This window comes from Haloquadratum walsbyi C23, assembly GCF_000237865.1.
GTDB classification, from domain to species: domain Archaea; phylum Halobacteriota; class Halobacteria; order Halobacteriales; family Haloferacaceae; genus Haloquadratum; species Haloquadratum walsbyi.
The window spans coordinates 3,114,327-3,136,297 of the sequence record NC_017459.1 but is presented as its reverse complement, the minus strand read 5'-3'; the positions used below and the strand labels follow the sequence as shown (position 1 = coordinate 3,136,297).

17 protein-coding genes are annotated in these 21,971 nt (G+C 47.3%); 4 read left to right on the top strand and 13 right to left on the bottom strand.

Annotation, left to right across the window (positions count from 1 at the left end; translation table 11 throughout):
- Positions 1-303: 303 nt before the first annotated feature.
- From uvrB to HQRW_RS14135, 4 genes are all read left to right on the top strand, one after another.
- A complete protein-coding gene (uvrB, locus tag HQRW_RS14150) occupies positions 304-2,406 on the top strand; it encodes an excinuclease ABC subunit UvrB (RefSeq protein WP_011572893.1) in 2,103 nt (700 codons plus the stop codon).
- 456 nt (positions 2,407-2,862) lie between these two features.
- On the top strand, positions 2,863-3,963 hold the full coding sequence (locus HQRW_RS14145; protein ID WP_014557130.1) for a sulfite exporter TauE/SafE family protein: 1,101 nt from the start codon (positions 2,863-2,865) through the stop codon (positions 3,961-3,963).
- 3 nt (positions 3,964-3,966) lie between these two features.
- On the top strand, positions 3,967-4,404 hold the full coding sequence (locus HQRW_RS14140; protein ID WP_011572891.1) for a universal stress protein: 438 nt from the start codon (positions 3,967-3,969) through the stop codon (positions 4,402-4,404).
- Positions 4,405-5,079: 675 nt separating this feature from the next.
- Positions 5,080-5,631, top strand: coding sequence for a 2'-5' RNA ligase family protein (locus HQRW_RS14135; protein ID WP_014557129.1), 552 nt, complete (start codon positions 5,080-5,082; stop codon positions 5,629-5,631).
- Here the strand turns inward: HQRW_RS14135 and HQRW_RS14130 are convergent.
- The 13 genes from HQRW_RS14130 to glyS all read right to left on the bottom strand — a co-directional run bounded on the left by HQRW_RS14130 (position 5,618) and on the right by glyS (position 21,918).
- The gene (locus tag HQRW_RS14130) at positions 5,618-6,979 is read right to left on the bottom strand and encodes a cytochrome P450 (protein WP_014557128.1); all 1,362 of its coding nucleotides are present in this window, start codon (positions 6,977-6,979) and stop codon (positions 5,618-5,620) included. The two genes, HQRW_RS14135 and HQRW_RS14130, sit on opposite strands and share 14 nt — an antisense overlap.
- A gap of 39 nt (positions 6,980-7,018) precedes the next feature.
- Positions 7,019-9,214 (bottom strand): ATP-dependent DNA helicase, encoded by a 2,196-nt coding sequence (locus HQRW_RS14125; RefSeq protein ID WP_014557127.1) that lies wholly within the window; start codon positions 9,212-9,214, stop codon positions 7,019-7,021.
- A gap of 126 nt (positions 9,215-9,340) precedes the next feature.
- Positions 9,341-10,243, bottom strand: a complete 903-nt coding sequence (gene argF / locus HQRW_RS14120) for an ornithine carbamoyltransferase (protein WP_014557126.1) — start codon at positions 10,241-10,243, stop codon at positions 9,341-9,343.
- A 164-nt stretch (positions 10,244-10,407) separates the two neighbouring features.
- Positions 10,408-11,757, bottom strand: coding sequence for a [LysW]-lysine hydrolase (locus tag HQRW_RS14115; protein WP_014557125.1), 1,350 nt, complete (start codon positions 11,755-11,757; stop codon positions 10,408-10,410).
- On the bottom strand, positions 11,754-12,893 hold the full coding sequence (locus HQRW_RS14110) for an aspartate aminotransferase family protein (RefSeq protein ID WP_011572885.1): 1,140 nt from the start codon (positions 12,891-12,893) through the stop codon (positions 11,754-11,756). Before HQRW_RS14110 ends, HQRW_RS14115 begins: the two co-directional genes overlap by 4 nt.
- On the bottom strand, positions 12,890-13,882 hold the full coding sequence (locus HQRW_RS14105; RefSeq protein WP_014557124.1) for an acetylglutamate/acetylaminoadipate kinase: 993 nt from the start codon (positions 13,880-13,882) through the stop codon (positions 12,890-12,892). The genes HQRW_RS14110 and HQRW_RS14105 overlap by 4 nt, the downstream gene beginning before the upstream one ends.
- Positions 13,882-14,922 carry an N-acetyl-gamma-glutamyl-phosphate reductase gene (gene argC / locus HQRW_RS14100; protein WP_014557123.1) on the bottom strand — a complete coding sequence of 347 codons (1,041 nt, stop codon included), beginning with the start codon at positions 14,920-14,922 and terminating at the stop codon, positions 13,882-13,884. Before argC ends, HQRW_RS14105 begins: the two co-directional genes overlap by 1 nt.
- Before the next feature lie 29 nt (positions 14,923-14,951).
- Complete coding sequence (gene lysX, locus HQRW_RS14095; RefSeq protein ID WP_014557122.1) at positions 14,952-15,851, bottom strand: lysine biosynthesis protein LysX; 900 nt, start codon at positions 15,849-15,851, stop codon at positions 14,952-14,954.
- 1 nt (position 15,852) lies between these two features.
- Positions 15,853-16,032 carry a lysine biosynthesis protein LysW gene (gene lysW, locus HQRW_RS14090; RefSeq protein ID WP_014557121.1) on the bottom strand — a complete coding sequence of 60 codons (180 nt, stop codon included), beginning with the start codon at positions 16,030-16,032 and terminating at the stop codon, positions 15,853-15,855.
- 219 nt (positions 16,033-16,251) lie between these two features.
- Positions 16,252-17,760 carry an argininosuccinate lyase gene (gene argH / locus HQRW_RS14085; RefSeq protein ID WP_014557120.1) on the bottom strand — a complete coding sequence of 503 codons (1,509 nt, stop codon included), beginning with the start codon at positions 17,758-17,760 and terminating at the stop codon, positions 16,252-16,254.
- Between the two features lie 6 nt (positions 17,761-17,766).
- Positions 17,767-18,960 (bottom strand): argininosuccinate synthase, encoded by a 1,194-nt coding sequence (locus tag HQRW_RS14080; RefSeq protein WP_014557119.1) that lies wholly within the window; start codon positions 18,958-18,960, stop codon positions 17,767-17,769.
- A 312-nt stretch (positions 18,961-19,272) separates the two neighbouring features.
- Positions 19,273-20,100: a diacylglycerol/polyprenol kinase family protein gene (locus HQRW_RS14075; RefSeq protein ID WP_014557118.1), complete on the bottom strand. Its 828-nt coding sequence runs from the start codon at positions 20,098-20,100 to the stop codon at positions 19,273-19,275.
- A 9-nt stretch (positions 20,101-20,109) separates the two neighbouring features.
- A complete protein-coding gene (glyS, locus tag HQRW_RS14070; RefSeq protein ID WP_014557117.1) occupies positions 20,110-21,918 on the bottom strand; it encodes a glycine--tRNA ligase in 1,809 nt (602 codons plus the stop codon).
- Positions 21,919-21,971 lie beyond the last annotated feature (53 nt).

Sequence of the window (21,971 nt, the reverse complement as noted above, 5' to 3'; positions counted from 1 at the left end):
TGATAGTGATTAGTGCAAGTCTTTACCGCCGTGATTATCCGTGCCGTGATAGGAGCCGCTGAAACCGCGTCATTCGACACCGTCGGTGAAACTATTCGAACTAATCACTATGAATCAGTTCACCCAGAAGTTTGTTGAATCACTATGATATATTGATATTGCTGATACTTATCATCACCAGACAGTATCACACGTTGATATGATACTCAGGAGTCTGCATACTCGATTACCCAGTTCACGTTGTCATACTATCGACCCTATAGACCAACTCGCTCAAGTATATCGGCCTACAAAAAATTAATAATGAGCAATACATCCAAATCGGGGCCGCTCTCGCCTGATCGACCGGCGGTTGATCGTGATTTCCGCGTTGACGCGCCTTTTGACCCAGCGGGAGATCAGCCGGATGCAATTAATTCGCTTGCGTCAGGATTTGACGCTGGGATGACTGAGCAGACGTTATTGGGTGTTACAGGCTCTGGAAAGACAAATACCGTTTCGTGGGTTGTCGAAGAAATACAGCGACCAACGCTTGTTATTGCACATAATAAGACGTTAGCAGCACAACTGTATGAAGAGTTTCGTGAGTTGTTTCCGGATAATGCAGTCGAATATTTTGTTTCATACTATGATTATTATCAGCCAGAGGCATATGTCGAACAAACGGACACGTATATTGATAAAGACCTCTCAATAAACGAAGAAATTGACCGACTTCGTCACTCAGCAACTCGTTCACTCCTCACGCGTGATGATGTCATTGTTGTTGCTTCGGTTTCTGCTATCTATGGGCTCGGTGACCCGGCAAACTACACCGATATGGCTCTCAGATTTGAGGTAGGTAGTCAAATCAATCGAGATGAACTTCTTGCACAACTTGTTGACCTGAATTATGAACGCAATGATGTCGACTTCCAACAGGGGACATTTCGCGTTCGTGGTGATACTGTTGAGGTATATCCAATGTACGGTCGGTATGCCGTCCGGATTGAGTTCTGGGGTGATGAGATCGACCGATTGTCAAAACTTGACCCGCTTACTGGCAATGTTGTCTCTGAGGAACCAGCAGTGCTTGTCCATCCTGCAGAGCATTACTCGATTCCGGAGGCAAAACTCGAATCGGCTATCGATGAGATTGAAACATTGATGACCGACCGAATCCAATACTTTGAACGTCAGGGTGACCTTGTGGCAGCACAGCGAATTGAAGAGCGCACAACATTTGATATAGAGATGCTCCGAGAAACGGGATACTGCTCGGGAATTGAGAATTACTCAGTGCATATGTCTGATCGAGATTCAGGCGACCCGCCCCATACATTATTAGATTACTTCCCCGATGATTTTTTGACTGTTGTTGATGAGTCACATCAGACACTCCCACAAATCCGAGGACAATTTGCAGGCGATAAATCTCGAAAAGATTCTCTTGTAAAAAACGGATTTCGTCTTCCAACAGCATACGATAACCGCCCACTCACCTTCGAAGAGTTTCAGAAAAAAACTGGGACCCGATTATATGTCTCAGCAACGCCTGGGACATACGAGCGCGAGCACTCTGAACAAGTAGTTGAGCAAATTGTCCGACCAACACACCTGATTGATCCTGCAATTGAGGTTGCGGATGCAACTGGGCAGGTTGATGATCTGCTCAATCGAATTAACAAGCGTGTTGAGCGCGATGAACGAGTCCTTGTTACGACGCTCACAAAACGAATGTCTGAGGACTTGACTGAGTTTCTTGAAGAGGCGGGTGTTGATGTGGCATATATGCATGATGAGACGGATACGCTTGAACGACATGAACTCATTCGTGACCTTCGACTGGGTACAATTGATGTCCTTGTTGGAATTAATCTTCTTCGTGAAGGACTTGATATCCCCGAAGTATCACTTGTCGCCATTCTTGATGCTGATCAAGAAGGGTTCCTTCGATCTGAAACTACACTTGTTCAGACAATGGGCCGTGCAGCGCGTAACGTCGAAGGTGAAGTCATTCTTTATGCAGATGAAATCACAGACTCAATGTCAGCAGCAATAGATGAGACTCGGCGACGCCGTCAGATCCAGCGTAAATATAATGAAGAGCATGGGTATGACCCACAAACGATTCAAAAAGCAATCGGTGAGACGAATCTTCCAGGAAGTGATGATGACTCTACGACAAGAACGACCGAGACCCCGGTTGATAAACAGGAAGCGCGCATACAGATTGAAACGCTAGAGGAACGAATGGAGTCAGCCGTATCAGATCTTGAATTTGAATTAGCCGCTGATATTCGGGATCAGATCCGTGACATCCAACGTGAATTCGGATTAGATCATAATGAGGCTGAGGATGGAGCCAATGGAGTTAATCCTGGTCAAGACCCACTTGCATCACCCTCATCTACCGATAGTAATTGATGGACCTCTCTCCACTCGAGTATGTCTAATATCCAAGTATTAATGATCGATAATGACAACAACAGAGATGCTCAGATACTGTTCGTGTCCACATAACGAATTTCTCCCGCAAATATGAAGTTTTATTCTTATCGATTGGAATATTATATTATGGCACAATATTACTTATCATTGGAGCAAATCAATACTCCCCAACAGCAAAACACGAATAGGAGTATAACGTAAGATGTCACAAAGCACCACTTTTCATTCTTCATCCGTCGTGTCGACCCATCATCCTCTGTTACCATCGTCATTTTCGCGGTTGATGACTTTTTTATTACACATATCGATAATTCAGTTATGTTTGCTGATACCCACCAATCATAACAACGCACCTATTCGCGTAACCCACACGCAACGCTTTGCGCTCGAGTAATCCTGTTTCAATAAAATTACACTATATTCAATTCACACATGAGTTCCGTCTCATATAGTCATATTCAGAAGTCGTTCTTGCGATACCAGCATATCTTCGTCCTGATTGCACCTATTGCATTTATTACGACTGTATTACTTATTGCCCCTACCCCGACTAACGTCGGCATTGAGTATTGGGTTCAATACTGGTGGCTCTTTCCGGCGTTCCTTCTTGGCGCAACAATGGTCAATACTGTCGGGATTAGCGGTTCTGCGGTATTTGTCCCATTTTTGATTTTTATTTTCCCACTGTTTGCCCAACCGCTCGAGCCTGAAACGCTCGTCAAAGTCGGATTGATTAGTGAAGCATTTGGGCTCTCAAGCTCGGCTGTTGCGTTCATCCAGCATGGTCTTGTTGATCGTCGACTGTCGATTGCACTTGTTGCTGGCGCCATTCCATTCGTCGTCGGTGGCGCACTCTTATCATTCATTATCCCAGAGCCGCTGTTCCATGGTCTCCTTGCAATTGCATTACTTGCTGCTTCGTATCTGCTATTTCAGACCGATCTTGATCATGAAAATGAAACATCAGCTGAAAGCGTTGATGATGACACAAATATCGATCGTACGGCATCCGATGGTGGTATCTCATCACTTCCAAATGATGAAGATAAACTTGGACCGGCTGGTGTCAGCACAGATGAAAATGGTCAGGTCACACGCGTCGATCGTCAAGGTGATGATTATCAGTATACCCGCGCTGGATACCTCCGTCGATTTGGAAATTATAGCATTGGTGGGATATTTCAGGGATTAGCTGGATTTGGCGTTGGTGAACTTGGGATTATCTCAATGCTTGGGACAAAGGTCCCAGTCCGCGTTGCCATTGGGACAAATCATATTGTCGTTGCCCTGACCGCTGTTCTTGCTTCGGTTGTACACGTCTTTGGTGGCGGGCTGGTCGGTGGGCATAGCATTAGTCTTGCCTCAACACCATGGAATATGGTTATATTCACCGTTCCAGCAACTGTCCTTGGGGGACAGATTGCCCCATATGTCTCAAATGCACTCAGTACAAACACAATTAAAACATTCGTCGGAGGTTTATTTGCGATCATCGCTGTAGCACTATTTATGATGGCCGCTGGTGGGATCTGACTGATGTATGAAACAATTCTTTTACCAACAGACGGGAGTACTGCCTCATTGATTGCAGCTGATCATGCTGGGTCACTCGCTGCGCTCGCTGACAGCACAGTTCATGTTATCTCCGTTGCTGATGGACGCAATCGATTCAATAGCCCAAGTAGCGGCATTGCCCCTGATGTATGGAAAAACGCCGAACATGAGCATGCAGTGTCAGCGACTGAAAATGCCATTGAGCGAATGCCTGATGATATTGACACCGAACAAACAATCACTGAAGGAATCCCGCATGAATCAATACTTGAAATAGCTACAGATGAATCAGTTGATGCCGTGGTGATGGGAACACATGGTCGGACTGGGCTTGATCATTACCTTGTCGGAAGTGTCACAGAGCGAGTTGTTAGACACTCGCCGGTTCCCGTTATTACCGTTCGTGAGTCAGCGGAATAATTGAGCTGAAACAAAAAAGCAGCTCTAATTACTTTTTTGAACTGCGCATTGACATCCTCCTGACGCTGAAGGGCGCCGGGATTTCTCTTTGTGCTTCTGTGATCAATCCTGACGTCCTACCCGAGCGCTGACTCGCATTGAGACATACCGGTCCGACCAAGTGTTCAAGTGAGTCTGAATCCGTGCCCACAATCGTTGATTTAGCCCTGATTTTGTTCGTTCTGATGACCCTTTCGACCCGGATGGTACACGCTGATGAGACATGCATATGATTAGCAGAGTCACGTAATAAAATTATAACGGTTATTCAGGTTAAATCAATCTCCTGCTAATACCTAGCTCACTAGTAACATTCAGCAAGGACTGAGCTGAGCGGTGTAGGCTGAGCGGTGTGAATTATTTTCCGACTCAATGTTATAAATTAGAAAATTGACACAAACCTTGGTCAAAGCAGCCTCAAAAAGCGCTCATTTAATATATCTCAAGAATCGATCAAATGGATTCTACTGGAGTGAATTGATGTGCGGTCAACCCTTAGATTCCTGTGAGAGGTCCTCCTATCCGCCATTTCCAGCCCTCAAAATGTAAGATACCTCACGCTCAGAACCGAGTTATGATTTGCAAGTTTGCTTGAGCAATGAGGCTTTTTACTCTAATCACACGTATGTAATATTAATGTTCAGTGTTAATGTGCCACTTCCAAGCCATGTTTCACGGCTTGCAACCAGTCTTCACGCTGATTTGATGTCTTTCGATAGTCGACGCGAGCGTCAAACCCTTGTGCTCAAACGATTTGAAGCAGACACTACCAACGGATATAATAAACAAACCTCTACAGATATCTCACTCCCTGTGCTCCGTGAACAACTTCGTCCGATTCTTACATCAACTGCTACTCCTAATCAAATTGAACTATCAGTCACTGGGATTGACTTCTTTGAGAATCCACCGGGAGGGACCGCCCCCGTTGTCTATCTTGTTGTCGAGAGTCAATCACTCATGACATTACATACTCAATTATGCAAATCGTTTGATACTATTCGTGATCTTGAGGGTAGCAATTATATTCCACACATAACACTCGCACGGGGCGGTGATATCGCAGATGCAACACAATTTATCGAATATCAATCAATTGACCCAATCACATGGACAGTTAGTAGTCTTCATATATGGGATAGTCGATACCGCGAAAATGCGGCGACAATCAGTCTTAGCGCTCGATGACTCGCATTCCCATCGGCTCATCAGGGTGCATTGTCAATGATCCTCGAAGATCAAATGGACGGTCCCGTACGTAATCCAATTCATATGTTTGAGCGACTGTTCCTAAAATAAGCTTTGCCTCTAGCATTGAGAGATGTTTCCCGATACAATGACGTGGTCCTCCACCAAATGGGAAGTATGAAAATCGTGGTCGGTCTGCTCGACGCTCTGGACGCCATCGATCTGGATCAAATGTTGTTGGATTATCATACCATCGTGGCGACCGATGAACAACCCATTGTGGTAACATAATTGCTGACCCTGCTGGGATTCGATACCCACCAAGCCGTACGTCAACTTGTGGCTCACGAAAAATAACATACACCGGCGGATACATGCGCATCGATTCTTGTAAGACACGCTCGGTATAATCTAATGACCGGGTATCAGCCATTGTCGGTGTCTCCCCACCGCAAACCGACGCAAGCTCTTCATGCACTTGATCTCTTACTTTTGGGTGCTCCGAGAGAAGATACCATGTGTAAGTCAGTGTAAGCGCTGTGGTATCATGTCCAGCTAACAGTATCGTCATCATCTCATCGCGAAGCTGTTTATCTGTCTGCTCACCCCGTTGTTTTGCCCGAAGTAAAATAGATAATAAATCCATCGGGTCATCATCACTACCCGCACCCGGGTCAATATCAGGATTTGTTTCGGTTCCACGACGCTCGGAGACAATCTCATCGATTATATCCTCAAGCACGCTGACAGATTTATTATATTCCTGATTTTCCTGTGTTGGTACCCAATCTGGAATAATAAATCGAAGCGGATCCGGTTCAAATCGTTTACCTAGTGGTTCAAGATTTTCCTGAACTGCTGTTGTTTGCGTGTCAGTTAATGATGTACCAAACATGGCTTCAACGATAATCCGTACCGTTACGCGCGCCATTTCGAGGTGAACATCCTTAATATCTCCAGACTCCCACTCATCAAGCATTCCCCTCGTATGATCAGTCATTGTCCCCGCAAGCGATGTGATTCGCTTCGGACCGAACGCTGGCTGTGCGAGTTGACGTTGTTTCTGCCATGTTTCACCTTCACTTAGGAGCAGTCCATCTCCAAGGAGCGTTCCGATGGCATCATCCTGAAAGTCTGGTTTCTGATACTTTTGATCATCTGTGACCAGCACACGCTCAATATCTACAGGATTTGTCAACATATACGTGTCAAGTGGACCAAGACTGAATCGTACCACATCACCGTAAGCGTCTGCAACGCTCCGAAGGAAAGTGAACGGATCGCTTGCATACTGGCGACTGTTACCAAACACCGGCACCCCGTTTGGGCCCGGCGGTTGCGTACTCATTACATAATCTTTTATGCTGAAGCGGTATCAGCCGTTCGGCTAAGGAGATGGAGATGGTACTGTTTCATCATACGCATCAAGATCATCATAAAAGTTTAATAACGAAAACTGTACTTTTGATGGCTCAACATCAATCAACTCTGCACGCTCTTCAGGTGGGAATTGATCTCGGACACCATACTTTCCCATCTCAGCACCTTCCTGTGTATATCGCTTATCAATCAGCAGACGCACTCCATAATCTGATGGTGAGCGAATAACACGACCAAGTGCTTGCCGTGTTTTTCGGATTGTCGGGATTTCAATCCCATATCGCCATCCGGCATCTTTACGCCCACTATACGCTCGATCATATGCGCTTTGGACTGCCTCAGCTCGTTCAGAAAGATGCGGATACGGGACTCCAACGACAGCAACAGTCCGTGCATCATCATCATCAAAACTCACACCCTCTGCAAGTGTCCCCCATAATGAGGTGCAAAGCACGCATCCGTTCTGATCAACAAATGATTGCCGGAGCGGTTCTGTTTCAGTACCTGATTCATCAAGCATCACCGGCTTTGAGACAGCATCGTGCTGTCTAAGCTGCGTTGCATAACGTTCGGCTTCTGCATACGATGGAAAGAAAAATAATGCATTTCCAGGCGTGAAGCGTGCAGCATCCGCAAGCGTGTCAGCGATAATCGATTGTGTATCAGGATCATTCCGTGCCGAGCTAAACAGTGCTGGTGTTTTAACTGCGAGTGTTCGACGGTTCTCCGCTGGGTATGCTAGTTCATATGCCATTTGAACCGGATTTGATAACCCAAGTACATCCTCAGCGACGTCGAATGGGCGTAATGTGGCCGACATCAAAATGCTCGCATGAACTTCATCAAATAGATCTGCAGTAACAGCTCGTGGAATGCATGTGTACAGCTCTGCGCGGGCATATACCTCATTTGTTGTCTCATCGCGTCGAACTGAGATTAGCGGATGGGTGCCGACTGTATCACTATCTGTCATCCATGCATTGAGAAATGTTGCCGCGTGTAGTGCCTGACATTCTTTTCGTGTTGCTGTTTCCCCGTTTTTGTACGCTGTTTCATACCGTGAGTCGATTGACTCAGCAAGTTGGCGTGCAAGATCAATTTCGGTATCAATCCCCCGACCCTCATATTGTTGAAGAAACTCCAGTGTTAGATCGTCTCGGCGGTCAGTATTAGCAACCGTGAGGTCATACCACTCTGATGTGACCTGTTCGCGCTCACCGAATCCAAATGCGTCAGCATACGTTGTTTGAAGTGCTGTGAGAAATGCCTCAAATACATTTGCTGCAGGTTCAGCGCGTGAGTCCTCACAGTCTTTAATCTCAGTAAGTGCCTCCTCCAATGTGTTTTCTGTCAATGTCCGCCCAGCGTGATCACGTGCGGCTGACTCGATGTTATGTGCTTCATCAAAGATGGTAACAATATCGTCTGGATCACGACCAAGCCAGCGGAAAAATTGCTCACGAATCGCCGGGTCGAGTAGATGGTGATAGTTACAAATAACCAGATCCACACCCTCGATTCCTTCTTTGAGGAGCTCATATCCGCATAATTGTCGTTGCTCAGCGTATGCATAAATTTCTTCAGCCGTTCGGACATCATCAAATAGCCATTGAAAAAACGCCTCAGTTGCGTCAGCTTCAGTAAGATTATTGCGATAATATTCACAGATGTTCCCTGAAGAAAGGTCCTCAATCTCGGATGTAACCGACTCAAGCTCATCTGTCACCGCACTTCGCGCTGATGCAGCGCCATCATTTCCCTCACGAATCTCATCTAACAGTGCTGTTGCCTGCTCGCGGAGTTGTGTACGCTCACGCTCTTTATCTACAAGACTTCGCGTTGTATCTCGAAGCGTTTGACATTCTTGATATCCAACGTCGATATGACACATTGACGATTTACCTTTGAACACCACAGCGCGAATTGTGTCTATACCACTGTGAACAATAGCGCGTGCGTCCGCGACGAACTGCCGCATCTGCTGATGGACATTCGTTGTAATGACAACTGTTTTATCTGTCTGTCGAGCGTACGCAATCGCCGGACACAGTGCAGAGAGCGTTTTTCCTGTTCCAGGTGCCCCTTCGAAGAGAACGTCCCGTTGCTCATCAAGCGCTTCGGCAATCTCAGACATTGCCGAATGTTGGTTTGGATATGGTTCTTCATATGGAAAGAACCGTTTGTGATTGCCAGTTGTCGACACACAATATATTACTCTTTGATTAGATTAAAACTCTTGCACGGAATATCCCGGTAAGATAGTGGTTTCTCTGAATAATCGACCTTCTGGGGTTATATTTAATAATTCAGGGTAACAACATGTAACTCATCAATTTTCAGATAATAACTCGACAAGAAGTCCTTTTTGAGCATGTAAGCGGTTTTCGGCTTGGTCCCAGACAAGCGTTCGAGTGCCTGTTAGCACCTCATCGGTGATTTCTTCACCACGATGCGCCGGCAGACAGTGCATCACTTGAGCACTGTTATTTGCTAGTAACGATTCATTGATTTGATACCCTTCAAACGCTGTTAATTTCTCATTGCGCTGATCCTCTTGCCCCATCGAAATCCAGACATCGGTATAGACCACATCCGCATCACTTACCGCAGCCCCTGGAGTGTCAGCAATAGTCGGTGGATGACCAAGTGCAGTCGCTTGATCCAATACTGATTGATCCATTCCGTATCCTGATGGGGTGGCAACAATCAAATCAAGCCCAACCATTGCTGCACCGATTACAAATGACTGCCCAACATTGTTACCATCTCCAATCCATACCACTGTCACATCATCAAACCCGCCAAATTCCTCTTTGATTGTCAAGAGATCTGCAAGCGTTTGACAAGGGTGTGCATCATCAGTAAGTCCATTGATTACAGGGATATCGGCATGAGCAGCAATTTCAAGCAGATCATCGTGATTGAATAATCGAGCCATCACGACATCAACATAACCTGAAAGGACCCTTGCAGTATCTGACAACGGTTCACCATGTCCTAACTGGATGTCATCCGGTCCGAGAAAGATTGCATGTCCACCGAGTTGTGTCATTCCGGTTTCAAACGAAATCCGTGTTCGAGTGCTTGGTTTCTCAAAAAGCATCCCAAGTGTCTGCCCGGGGAATTGTGCATTATCACCACCATGCTTGAGTGCAGTTGCACGGTCAAGAATAGTCTGCAGTTCATCGGTGGTCAAATCATCAATATCGAGAAAGTTGCTTGATTTGGGCATGTTTATACGTTGATATTTAATTTATTCCTTACGCGCAGGTCGACTGTCGGATACGTTGGATTGTCCAATCATTGAATCGTTACTATCTGTATTTTCTGTCATACATTGATTCTCATAGGTTTTCACCAACCACTACAACACTATGATATACAGCAGGCTCGGAATCATGCTTTGGTTGGCTCTGGGTCTGCATCACGGTGATTTGATCTGCTTTTTATCTGATCCCGCCCCGTCTCAGAGTCCATATCTGGGTCTGTCACAGTGGATGTCTTTGTCTCTGAATCCGTGAGCCGATTACAAACATCAACCAGCACCGAAGTTGCACTGTCGTATTCTGCGAGATCAAGATGCTCATTTGGCGCATGGTCAAGATCAGAGTCGCCAGGACCATACGTTGCCATCGGACAATCCCATGCCCCGGAGAAAATATTCATATCACTTGTTCCAGTCTTTCGGAGCAACCGGGGTTCACCACCAGCCGAGCGGATTGCAACACGAAATGCTCGTGCCACATCTGTTCGGGGACTTTTCATGACTGGTGGAATCGGCTTTTTCCAGTGAACGCTTCCATCACTCAACTCGCCTTCAGCAACCTCTCGTATATCCTCAATTGTGTACTGTGGTGGCACACGGAATTGGACATCGACAGTCGATTCAACGACAAGCCCATCCTCAGTTGGACCACCATCGAATGCAACTGGCTTTGTTGTGACTGTCTCGAAAACACCATCGGTATTGTGTGTACCCTCGGATTCGAAGAATTCAGCCACGCTCGACCACCAATTTACTGCTGATTGAATTGCATTGTCTTCTGGTCGTGATGAGTGACCGAGTTCGCTCGTTGCAACATATGTTCCCGAAAGAAACCCGCGGTATCCGAGAGTAATCCCATCCCACCCAGATGGTTCACCATTAATTACAATCTCTGGGGGTGTGCGGTTCTCGATAAGATGCCATGCTCCCGCGGATGTCGTCTCCTCACGAACAACTCCGGCAAAAGAGACACCAGTTTCCACAGCAGCAACAGCCATTGCAGCTAATGGTCCAGTCGCATCAACACTCCCTCGTCCCCACAATACTCCATTTTCAATTTTGACAGGGACATCCCCTGGAACGGTGTCGATATGCGACGTTAATAACACACTATCATCAGCCGGTGCACGAACATTCCCAACTGAGTCAATCCACGCATCGCGACCGTGTGATTCAAAAAATCGACATAATCGCTCAGCTGCTGCTGATTCTTCACCAGAGGTCGATGGAATCGACACAAGATCAGCAAGAAGGGTCTGTGCATCATCAAGCCCATCTGTCAATCCTGGCTGGACATCGAATACATTGTGATGAGTCGTGAATGAGGTGCCCCCATCAGTAACTATGCTACTAGTAGTGGGATCTGCGTTGACATCACGAACTGTGTCAATACTATCTGCCACTTTATTATCGGGTATCTCCTCACTCATGCGGGCATGAACATGCGCATTGGTATGACTGCAAGCATCGTCGTTATTCATCCAAGTACCTCAACGAATGACTCAATAAATGTGTCAGCGTGTGCTGTATCGATGGTCAATGGTGGGAGTAATCTCACAACTGTTCGACCAGCAGGAAGTGCAAGCACTTGCTCGGATAGGGCGAGATTTTTTAATACGCGATTTGCCCCGCGTTTCACCTCAACCCCAATCATCAATCCTTCGCCGCGTATCTCCCGGACTGGAAGGTCATGATCCTCAACTGCATCCGTAATCGCTGCTTGTAGATGCTCTCCAATCATAGCAGCATTGCCTGGGATATCTTCCTCAACAATCGTCTCAAGAGTCGCATTTGCTGCTGCACAGACAATTGGTGTTCCCGAGAATGTTGATCCATGATCCCCGCTCTCTTCTGCAATCCAATCACGAACGAGCGTTGCCCCTAATGGGAGACCATTGGCGATTCCTTTCGCAGTCGTGAGAATATCTGGTGTCACACCAGCACCATCGGAGGCCCAAAGCGACCCAGTTCGACCGACACCTGTTTGAATCTCATCAAACACAAGCGCCGCCCCTGCCTCTTGTGTTGCCTCGCGTGCACATCTCAGATATTCTGTGTCAGCAGGATGGATTCCTCCTTCCCCCTGAACGGGTTCAAGAAAGACTGCTGCAGTCTCCTCATCAACGGCTGCTGTGAGTGCCTCTTGATCGCCATATGGGACAAAGTCAATACCGCCAGCAAGCGGTTCGAAGGGCGCTTTGTATTTATTCTTCCACGTCATTGCTAGCGCTCCCATTGTCCGTCCGTGGAATCCGCGCTTCGTTGCAACGATTTTTGATCGCCCCGTAGCCGATCGTGCGAACTTCATCGCCGCTTCATTTGCTTCGGTCCCTGAATTACACAACCAGACATTCTCAATGTCGCCAGGGGCAAGTGTTGCTAATTTCTGATATAGTTCCGTTCGTGTCTCAACCGGATATGAGGCCTGTACATATGTCAAATCAGCCGCCTGCTGTTGGACAGCCTCAGTCACTGCTGGATGCGCGTGCCCAATAGATGCAACAGCGTATGAAGCACCAAAGTCAAGATATGACGTGCCATCGCTTCCATATAAATATGCCCCCTCTCCAGATTCAATTTCGATTGGTTTCTCAGAGAATACAAATCCGCCAGTCATTGTGTCTGCTCCTGGGTATCGATTACATTCATCTCCGATTCAACTGCGTTCGTGTCGATATGGGTACCACGACCGGCTAACGCAGCAGTAATTGGCTCTGCTGCATTCGCATTTGCAATTATTACAGTCGTTGCACCGCTGTTGAGTGCTTCCTCAGCAGCCATTATTTTCTTTGTCATAAAGCCCTCTGCAACGTCATTTAGGATATCAAACTCTGCTGGTGTTTGAACTGATTCAATAAGTGTCGATTCCGTATCAGGGTCGCGATATACGCCGGCAACGTCGGTGAGAACGACTAGTTCTCCACTGAGTGCTCCAGCAATTGCTGCAGCAGCGCGGTCCGCATCAGCGTTAACCGCAACCCCATCATCGGCAAGCATTGGCACTGTCACCACCGGTGTATAGTCATTCTGTAGTAGCGTTGTTAATAGCGACTCATTCACCGTCTTGATCATTCCTGAGTGGTCTCCACGTTTGATCTTCTTCCGTCCATCTTCAACGATACGGACTGCTGACTTCCGAGGACCACAAAGCAACTCCCCATCAACGCCTGACAATCCAAGAGCATTGACACCTGCGGACTGCAGGGAGACGGTTAGATCTGTATTAATTTTTCCTGGAAGCACCATTGAGAACACCTCCATTGTCCTCTCATCTGTAAACCGTCCAACAATCCCTTGAGGGGTCTCAACATACGTCGGCTCCTCACCAAGTGCTTCAAGTGTCTTATCTACAGCCGTTGATCCGCCATGAACAACAATGATATCTCGCCCATCAGCAACAAGCGTTGCGATATCCTCAACTGCATCAGCCGGATCCACTGCACGAGCACCGCCGATTTTTATTACAACCGGATTATCTGGGTGAGCAACTTTCTCTTCATGTCCCGAATTACTATTCACTTCTTGACCAGTGTGAGCATCATTACTCATATCTTCAGATCTGACATCTGTTTCTGCAAAGTCTAATTCATCATCTGTCTGTTCCATTATGGTGCCCCCACCGGGTGCAATCCTGTAAACTCGAGTCCTGTCGTCTCATCAATCCCAAGCGCAATATTTGCTGCATGAACTGCTTGTCCAGCTGAACCCTTCATCATATTATCAATCGCTGAGAATATGACAAGCCGATGATTCTCTGGGTCACGCTCAAATCCAACCTCAGCGTAATTACTTCCGGCGACTGACTTCGGCTCTGGATATCGATATACACCACCACCACCTGCGACTGTCCGCATGAATGGCTCCTCAGCATAGACATCATGGTATGCACCCCATAACTCGCTATTTGAGACCGGTTCGGATGGAAATACATGACAGGTCGCGCTTGCCCCTCGGGTCATCTCAACGGCATGTGCAGTAAATGATACCGAGAGTCCAAGAAACTGCTCAATTTCGGCTTCATGACGATGCCCTGTCGGCGCATATGGTCGGACAACCCCTGATCGCTCCGGATGGCTTGAGGCATCTCCGCCACCAGCTCCACCCTCTGAGGAGCCGACCTTTAGATCAACAACGACCTGCTCGTCGCCAGTGAGAATATCCGCATCAAAGAGTGGCTTCAATCCAAGGATTGTTGCTGTTGCATTACATCCACCGGATGCAATCAACGATGCACCAACGAGATTCGACCGATTGATCTCTGGAAGGGCGTACTCTGCATCTTCAAGATACTCTGGACAGGCATGTCCATCATACCACTCATCATACTGCTCAGCTGAATTCAACCGAAAATCCGCAGATAAATCTACAACGGTATCAGCGGCTGCAGTAAATGACTCAATCTGTTGCATTGAGACTCCATGCGGTGTCGCCGCAAAGAGTATATCAACCGACTCAAGCTCGCTTGGATCTGTAAAACGAAGGTCAACCGAGCGAAGATTAGGATGGACATTCCCAATAGTTTTATGAGTCTTCGATCTACTCGTCGCCTGAACTACCTCAAAATACGGATGTTGCGTGAGCAATCGGAGTAATTCTCCCCCAGTAAATCCAGACCCACCAACAACAGATGCAGTGTATTTATTCATGTGTGCTTTGCTCTTGCTCATGCTCATGCTCATGTTGTCTCTGCATCGGTGATTATCTCGTTGCCATTGCTATCACTTAGCGCGTCAATAGTCATCTCCAGCCAATCAATGACCTCTCCCGGCACATCAGTACTCACAGCGTCGTTGAGCGCTTTGAATTCAACAGTGTGATTGATCTCATGGACGGTATAATCACCACCACCAGTTTCCATCAAATCAATTCCAAGAAGCCCGCCTCCAACGGCTTTTGATGCGTCTGCGACCAATTCACGAGCTCTGTCATCAAGACTAAAGGGAGCTGTCTCTGCTCCTTTTGCGGCGTTTGTCAACCAGTGGTCTGCGGTTCGTGTCATTGCAGCGATTGGCTCACCGTCAGCAGCAAGCACACGAATATCCCGACCAGGCTTTGAGACGAACTCCTGGATATAGAACACTTTATGTTCATAATGCCCAAGCGTCGACTTATGCTCAAGAATAGCCTCTGCGGCAGATGCTGAATCGATCTTTGCCATTAGCCGCCCCCAAGAGCCAACGACTGGTTTTAAAATACAAGGGTAGCCAAATCGCTCAATTGACTCCATTGCACTGTCGGTGGTGAATGCCACCTCCGTCCGTGGTGTCGGGACTTCTGCAGATTGTAATGCAAGACTGTTTTTTACTTTATCCGCACATACATCCGCTGTTGTGGCGTCATTAATGATGGGTATGCCATATGCTTCCAGAAATTGCGTTATGTAGTAACTTCGGCTCGTTGCCAAACATCGATCAAGAACGACGTCAACCTGTGTAAACGCTGCTGGTGGGTTGGCGATATCGAACTGCTCATCTCGGATATCGATTTTCGTGATGGTGTGTCCACGACTCCGCAACTCAGACAGCAGAAGCTTCTCATCCTGCCGAATCCGAGAGTAAAGCAGCCCGACGTTCATCTCACTCGCCCCAATCCTCTTCGAGCTCTGGAGCCTCTTCAAGTGTCAATGGATCGGTGGCAACAATTTCAAGCTCGGCCCCTGTTGCAGGACTATCAACGATTTCTCCAACCTCTACATTAGCTGGGATTTCAATCTCCTCTCCCGTGAGCGGATCTTCTCCCATAATGGTTTCTACCATAGCTAATATTCTGCGAGGAGGAGACTTAAACCCATCGAAATTGTAGGATAATTTACAATACTGCAGAGGTGACTAATGATGGCATACGGGCGCTCAGACGACTTATTCAGAATCAATATCAAATTTCATATATTATGTGTCCCCAACTGGGGACGTCGTAATCCCGGTGGGTCATCTGTCACATCGAGTGGGGTCCCCCGGTGATATTGAGGGAAGCAACTAGACATATTCCTGTACCTCCTGGTCTAATAATGCATTAGCACTGGTGATTTTATTGCGACGCGTCTCATGCGCGGTTGTCTGTGTAGTGTGATTATTTTCATACATTTCGATTGTTGCAGTGACAGCCGTTGTCGCTGGTCCTCCGCGAGAGTCTCGAGTACTGACGTTCATGACGGGATCGAGGATATCAATAATTGTGTCCTGATCAACATACGTGAATAGCGACTCTCCAAGAATGTCTTCGGCGGCATGGTTCAACGTCTCAACTGTTGGTGTTTCATTACCTGCACGGTCGGTTGCAACTGCAAGGACCTCATGTGCGGTTCGAAATGGAATCCCCGCCATTGCAAGTGCATCTGCAATGCCTGTTGCTGTCGAGAATCCATCCCCAGCAGCCGATTCAAGTGCTTCATCAGCCCACTGTGCTGTTTTGATTGCTCCACCAACGATTGCTGTTGTTTCGGTGGTATCGTCAATTGCTCCCCAAACGTGCGGCGTTGCACGTTGAAGATCCCGATTGTACGCCCGCGGGAGTCCTTTCAATGTTGTCAACAGTCCAGTCAACTCCCCTGTGACATCCCCAGCGACCGCCCTCACGAGTTCAAGTGTATCTGGATTGACTTTTTGTGGCATAATTGAGGATGTCGAGGCGTATTGATCTGCAAGCTTCACATATCCTTTATTAGCGAATATTATGAGATCCTCAGCCATCCCAGACAGTGTTATCGCGTGCGCTGCAAGTGCGCTGAGAGTCTCTATCAAACTATCTCGAGCAGCGACAGCATCTATCGTATTCTCAAGTACATCATCGAATCCCAACAGGGTCGCTGTTCGCTCACGATCAATCTCGAATGGCGTCCCAGCGAATGCAGCAGCACCAAGCGGTGATGTATTCACACGGTCATATGCATCAAGTAACCGGGCAGTGTCGCGCTCTATTCCAGCCGCATATGAACATAACCAGTGTCCGACAGTGATTGGCTGTGCCGGCTGAAGATGTGTATATCCGGGCATTATGGTCTCTGTATAAGCCTTTCCAGCCTCAAGCAGTATCTTCTCTAACTCTAATGTTGCATCGATTGCCTGAAGCAAATCCGATCGAAGTCGATATCGAATACATGTTGCAACCTCATCGTTTCGGCTTCGTGCAGTATGCATCTTCCCGCCTGCTGGACCGACACGGTCGATGACCGCTGTTTCAATCGCCTCATGAACATCTTCACCGTCTGGAAGCTCATCATGACCTGCGGTCTCAACTGAGTCAAGCGCAGTGAGTATTGACTCCCCAGTTGCCGCGTCGATGATATCCTGTTCAATCAACATGACAACATGCGCACGGTCAACAGCAATATCGGCTGCAAAAATTCGCTCGTCGGCAGCAAGACTTGAGAGGAACCCACGAGCTGGACCACCGCTAAATCGCTCACGTCGGACGACACCTATATTATCTGATGGATCTGTTTCGTTGGTATCGTTGACAGCATTCGCCGGGTTCTCCTCACTCATGATTAGTTATTTTGTATCAGTTTCAGTAGCTGCATTCGCAATGCGACCCTGGTATCCATGATACTTTGCGATACCTGTTGCATCCTGTTGCGTTATCTCGCCAATCGAACTTGTATTGAATGATGCGGCGTCCGCAGAATATGCGGCAGCGGCAGATTCACGACCGACTGGGCGTGCTTGCCCACCCTCAAATTTGATTGTGACCGTTCCGGTTACTCGCTGTTGTGTTGCATCGATGAATCCTTCCAACGCACCCATTAGTGGATGATCGACAAGCCCCTCATATCCCTTCTGTGCCCACTCACTGTCGATATGACGCTTGAAATCTCGCTCATCCTTCGTGAGAACAAGCCCTTCAAGGGCTTTATGAGCGTTTAATAATGTTGTCGCAGCGGGATGTTCATAATTTTCGCGCACTTTCAACCCGAGCATACGATCTTCCATCATATCTGTTCGCCCGACACCATGCTCTCCTGCAACCTCATTAAGCGTCTCAACGAGTTCGACAGGGTCGTACGCGTTATCGTTGATGCTCACTGGATATCCCGATTCAAACCCAATGGTGATGAGTTCGGTCTCAGTGGTAGTTGCTGGATCAGCTGTCCATTCATAGACGTCCTCAGGTGGGGTATAGTTCGGATCCTCAAGCTTCCCACCCTCAATTGAGCGACTCCACAGATTCGTATCAATCGACCAAACACCATCATTTCCAGCTTGAACCGGAAGATTATGTTCAGCAGCATACTCTTGTTCCCATTCCCGTGTCAACTCAAGTTCACGAATCGGAGCGATAACGGTAAGATCTGAATTTCGCCACACAGCCTCGAAACGAAGTTGATCATTCCCTTTCCCCGTACAGCCGTGTGCGAGTGCATCGCAATTCTCAGCCTTAGCAACGGATACGATCGATTCTGCGATTATCGGACGAGCCAGTGCTGTCCCAAGAGGATATCCTTGATACGTTGCATTTGCCCGGACAGAATCAAAGCATAGATCAACAAACTCGGCTGTTGCGTCGACAACATGCAGATCAATACCATGCGCGTCGGCGGTCGCTTGTGCCTCTTCAAACTCGGTTGCTGGCTGACCAACATCGACAGTGACGCCGATTACCTCATCGTACCCGTATTCTTCCTTGAGCAGTGAAACACATACTGTCGTGTCGAGCCCGCCAGAAAATGCGAGTGCCACACGTGTCATATATCACCATCTCAGGCGCTCTTTCGTATAAAATACACGGTTTAACGTTATGAATAAAAACGAGAGAGATGCCTATAGATAAAATAATAGCATCTAATCAATTTCTGTCGAGACATGTAGTAAAAATATATCTGGGCCTAAACGGCCCGTCGCCGCCGTCGAGTCTGACTCACGACGTCATGACTCATAGACATAACAACGATGTCTTTCGTTGGTGAACGCATATTTTGCCAACTACACCAATTCATTACACTAAATATTCAATGGCATGTACTAAATCTTTTCGAGAGCAGTCTCACACGAATTTTTCGATCAGTAAAGCGAAATGATTGGCTGATGTCCACCTACAGATAATATAATGCTTGATCCAGTCGCTGCTATCAGTGGAATCGAAAAGTTATCATCAATAACATAACCACCAACAACTGGCTTTATTCCGTCTGCAACCGTCGCTCCAACCGCAGCGACCCCAGCGCTAATTACTCCGGTCGTTCCCGCTATTGGAAACAAAAAGACCAGTCCAATCACAAAGCACACCGTAAACATCACAACAAGTGTCCGCGGACGCTTTGACTCCCCAGCAGCCCGTGTTGTGCCCAACAACCCAGAGATTGGATCGCCAAGCGTTAACATCATCATTGCTGGAACCGCAATTACAGGAGTAAATACAATAATGACTGTGGTGCTACTGAATGCGTATAACGCATATCCAGCAATATTCGTCTGCTCGTATGATCGGGTAAGTTCATCATAGATACGCCATTCAAGCCCAATAAAAAGTCGAACCGTCTCAAGCAAAGCCGCTGTAGCTGCCCCGATAATCATGATTATCTCAAATACTGACCAACTGAGTATGTTAATCACATATAGCAGTGGTAACACAGTACCACTTGCATGCACAAGTCGACGCTTTATTTCATTACCCGAAACTGATCTGGAATTTGAGTTGTCGCTGTGATTCAACACCAACGTAACATACTTGTTGTCCTCAATAGATACGCTCACCACATTTAGTACAGTAAACACCGACTCAACCTGATCAGCCTCTGCGGATGATTCGGTGCCACTTTCTGATTCTGCTCGTCCATCAGTATCAGCGTCAGTATTGCTCCCTATCCGCTCGTCGGGATTTGGTGTCACGACCAGTGCTTACTCGCTTTTGTTTGCCCACTCGACAGCGTCATATGCGTCAGTGAGGTTCTCGAATATTATTTCATCAGATTGTACAGATTGAATCAACTCAGTGACGACTGCAATTGGTGCTCGGACTTGTCGACCTGTGTCTCGCTGCCGAATCGTCACCGTATCTGGATCTGTGCCCTCTATTCCATCACGGTCGACAGTAATACAGAACGGTGTTCCAATTTCATCTTGTCGCCGATATCGTCGACCAATACTCCCGGAATCATCAGCAACAACACTCAATCCTGCTGCCCGAAGTTCACTTACAATATCTTTGGCTTGCTCAACAAGCTGTTCGACATTTGAGATAAGTGGAAATACGCCAACGTCAGTTGGTGCGACTTTTGTTGAGAGCGATAGATATGTTCGAGTCTCATTATCAACTGTATCCTCTCGATAACCGTGTGCTAAGAGGGTATATACTGTTCGATCGATTCCAAAAGAGGGCTCGATTACATGTGGTGTAATATGCTCACCATTCACTGTTTTGGTCTCTATGTGGAAGTTCGTCTCTTCAACATCAACAGTGATGATCTCGCCATCGACGCTGACATCGACTGTCTCTTCACTGAATGCGTCTGGATTCCGTTCAGCAAGTGTTTCAAGTGCTGTTTTAATCTCGCCTGCCTGTGAACCAAATTTCGGTCCAAGTACACTCATATCGGGATCAACGACAGCACGCTCAACTGTCTTTGATTTTTCATATTCCTGAAATATACTAAATTCATCATCACCATATTCAGCATGTTTCGAGAGGTCGTACTCACCGCGGTAAGCAAATCCTGCAATTTCAATCCAATCACCGTCAACCTCACTCTCAGCGTCCCAACAATCAGCAGCATAATGCGCTCGCTCACCACTCAGATGCTGCCGAAACCGAAACCGGTCGGTATCGACGCCAATCGTCTCATACCACTCTTGTGCGATTCCAATGAAATATCCAATCCATCCATCATCAATAAGACCCGACTTGACTGCCTCGCCTACGGTTGTTTCGATGTAGTCACCATCATCAGCCTGCTGTTGACGTGCCGAATATAGCGTTACCGTAATATCAGCGACTTCATCAAGCGCTGGTTCGTTGCGCTCTGGATCGATGAATTGCTCTAATTCTGCCTGTGTGAACTCCCGCGTTCGAACAATTCGCTTTCGAGGCGAAATCTCATTACGGTATGCCCGCCCGATTTGAGTCACGCCGAATGGAAGTGTGTTTCTCGCATATTGTTTGATCTGTGGGAACTCAACGAAAATTCCCTGTGCAGTCTCTGGGCGGAGATATCCCGATGAGGCAGATCCAGGACCAATGTTTGTTTCAAACATCAAATTGAACGAGTCAACTGGCTCACCTCCAAGTGTCGCCTGACACTGTGGACAAACGAGGTTGTGTTCGATAATCAAATCCTCAACTTCCTCGATTGGTGCTGATTCTGCATCTTCGATATCCGTTGCATCCTCGATAAGATGATCTGCCCGGTGAGCTGTTCCGCAATCGGGACATTCGACAAGCATATCATCGAATCCGTCAAGATGTCCTGATGCTTCAAACACCGGTTCGGGCATAATTGTTGGTGCCTCAATCTCATAGTTACCCTCCCGGACAGTAAATCGCTCTCGCCATGCAGCTTCAATATTTGATTTTAATGCTGCACCCTGAGGACCAAAGGTATAGAACCCAGCAACGCCGCCGTATGCACCGTTTGATCCAAAAAAGAACCCACGGCGCTTCGCTAGTTCTGCGAGCCGTTCACCCTCTGTTTGATCTTCGTTAGTGCTCATCGATCGAGCCTCCACGAAATTAATATCACGAACCACATCGGTGACGGTATGCT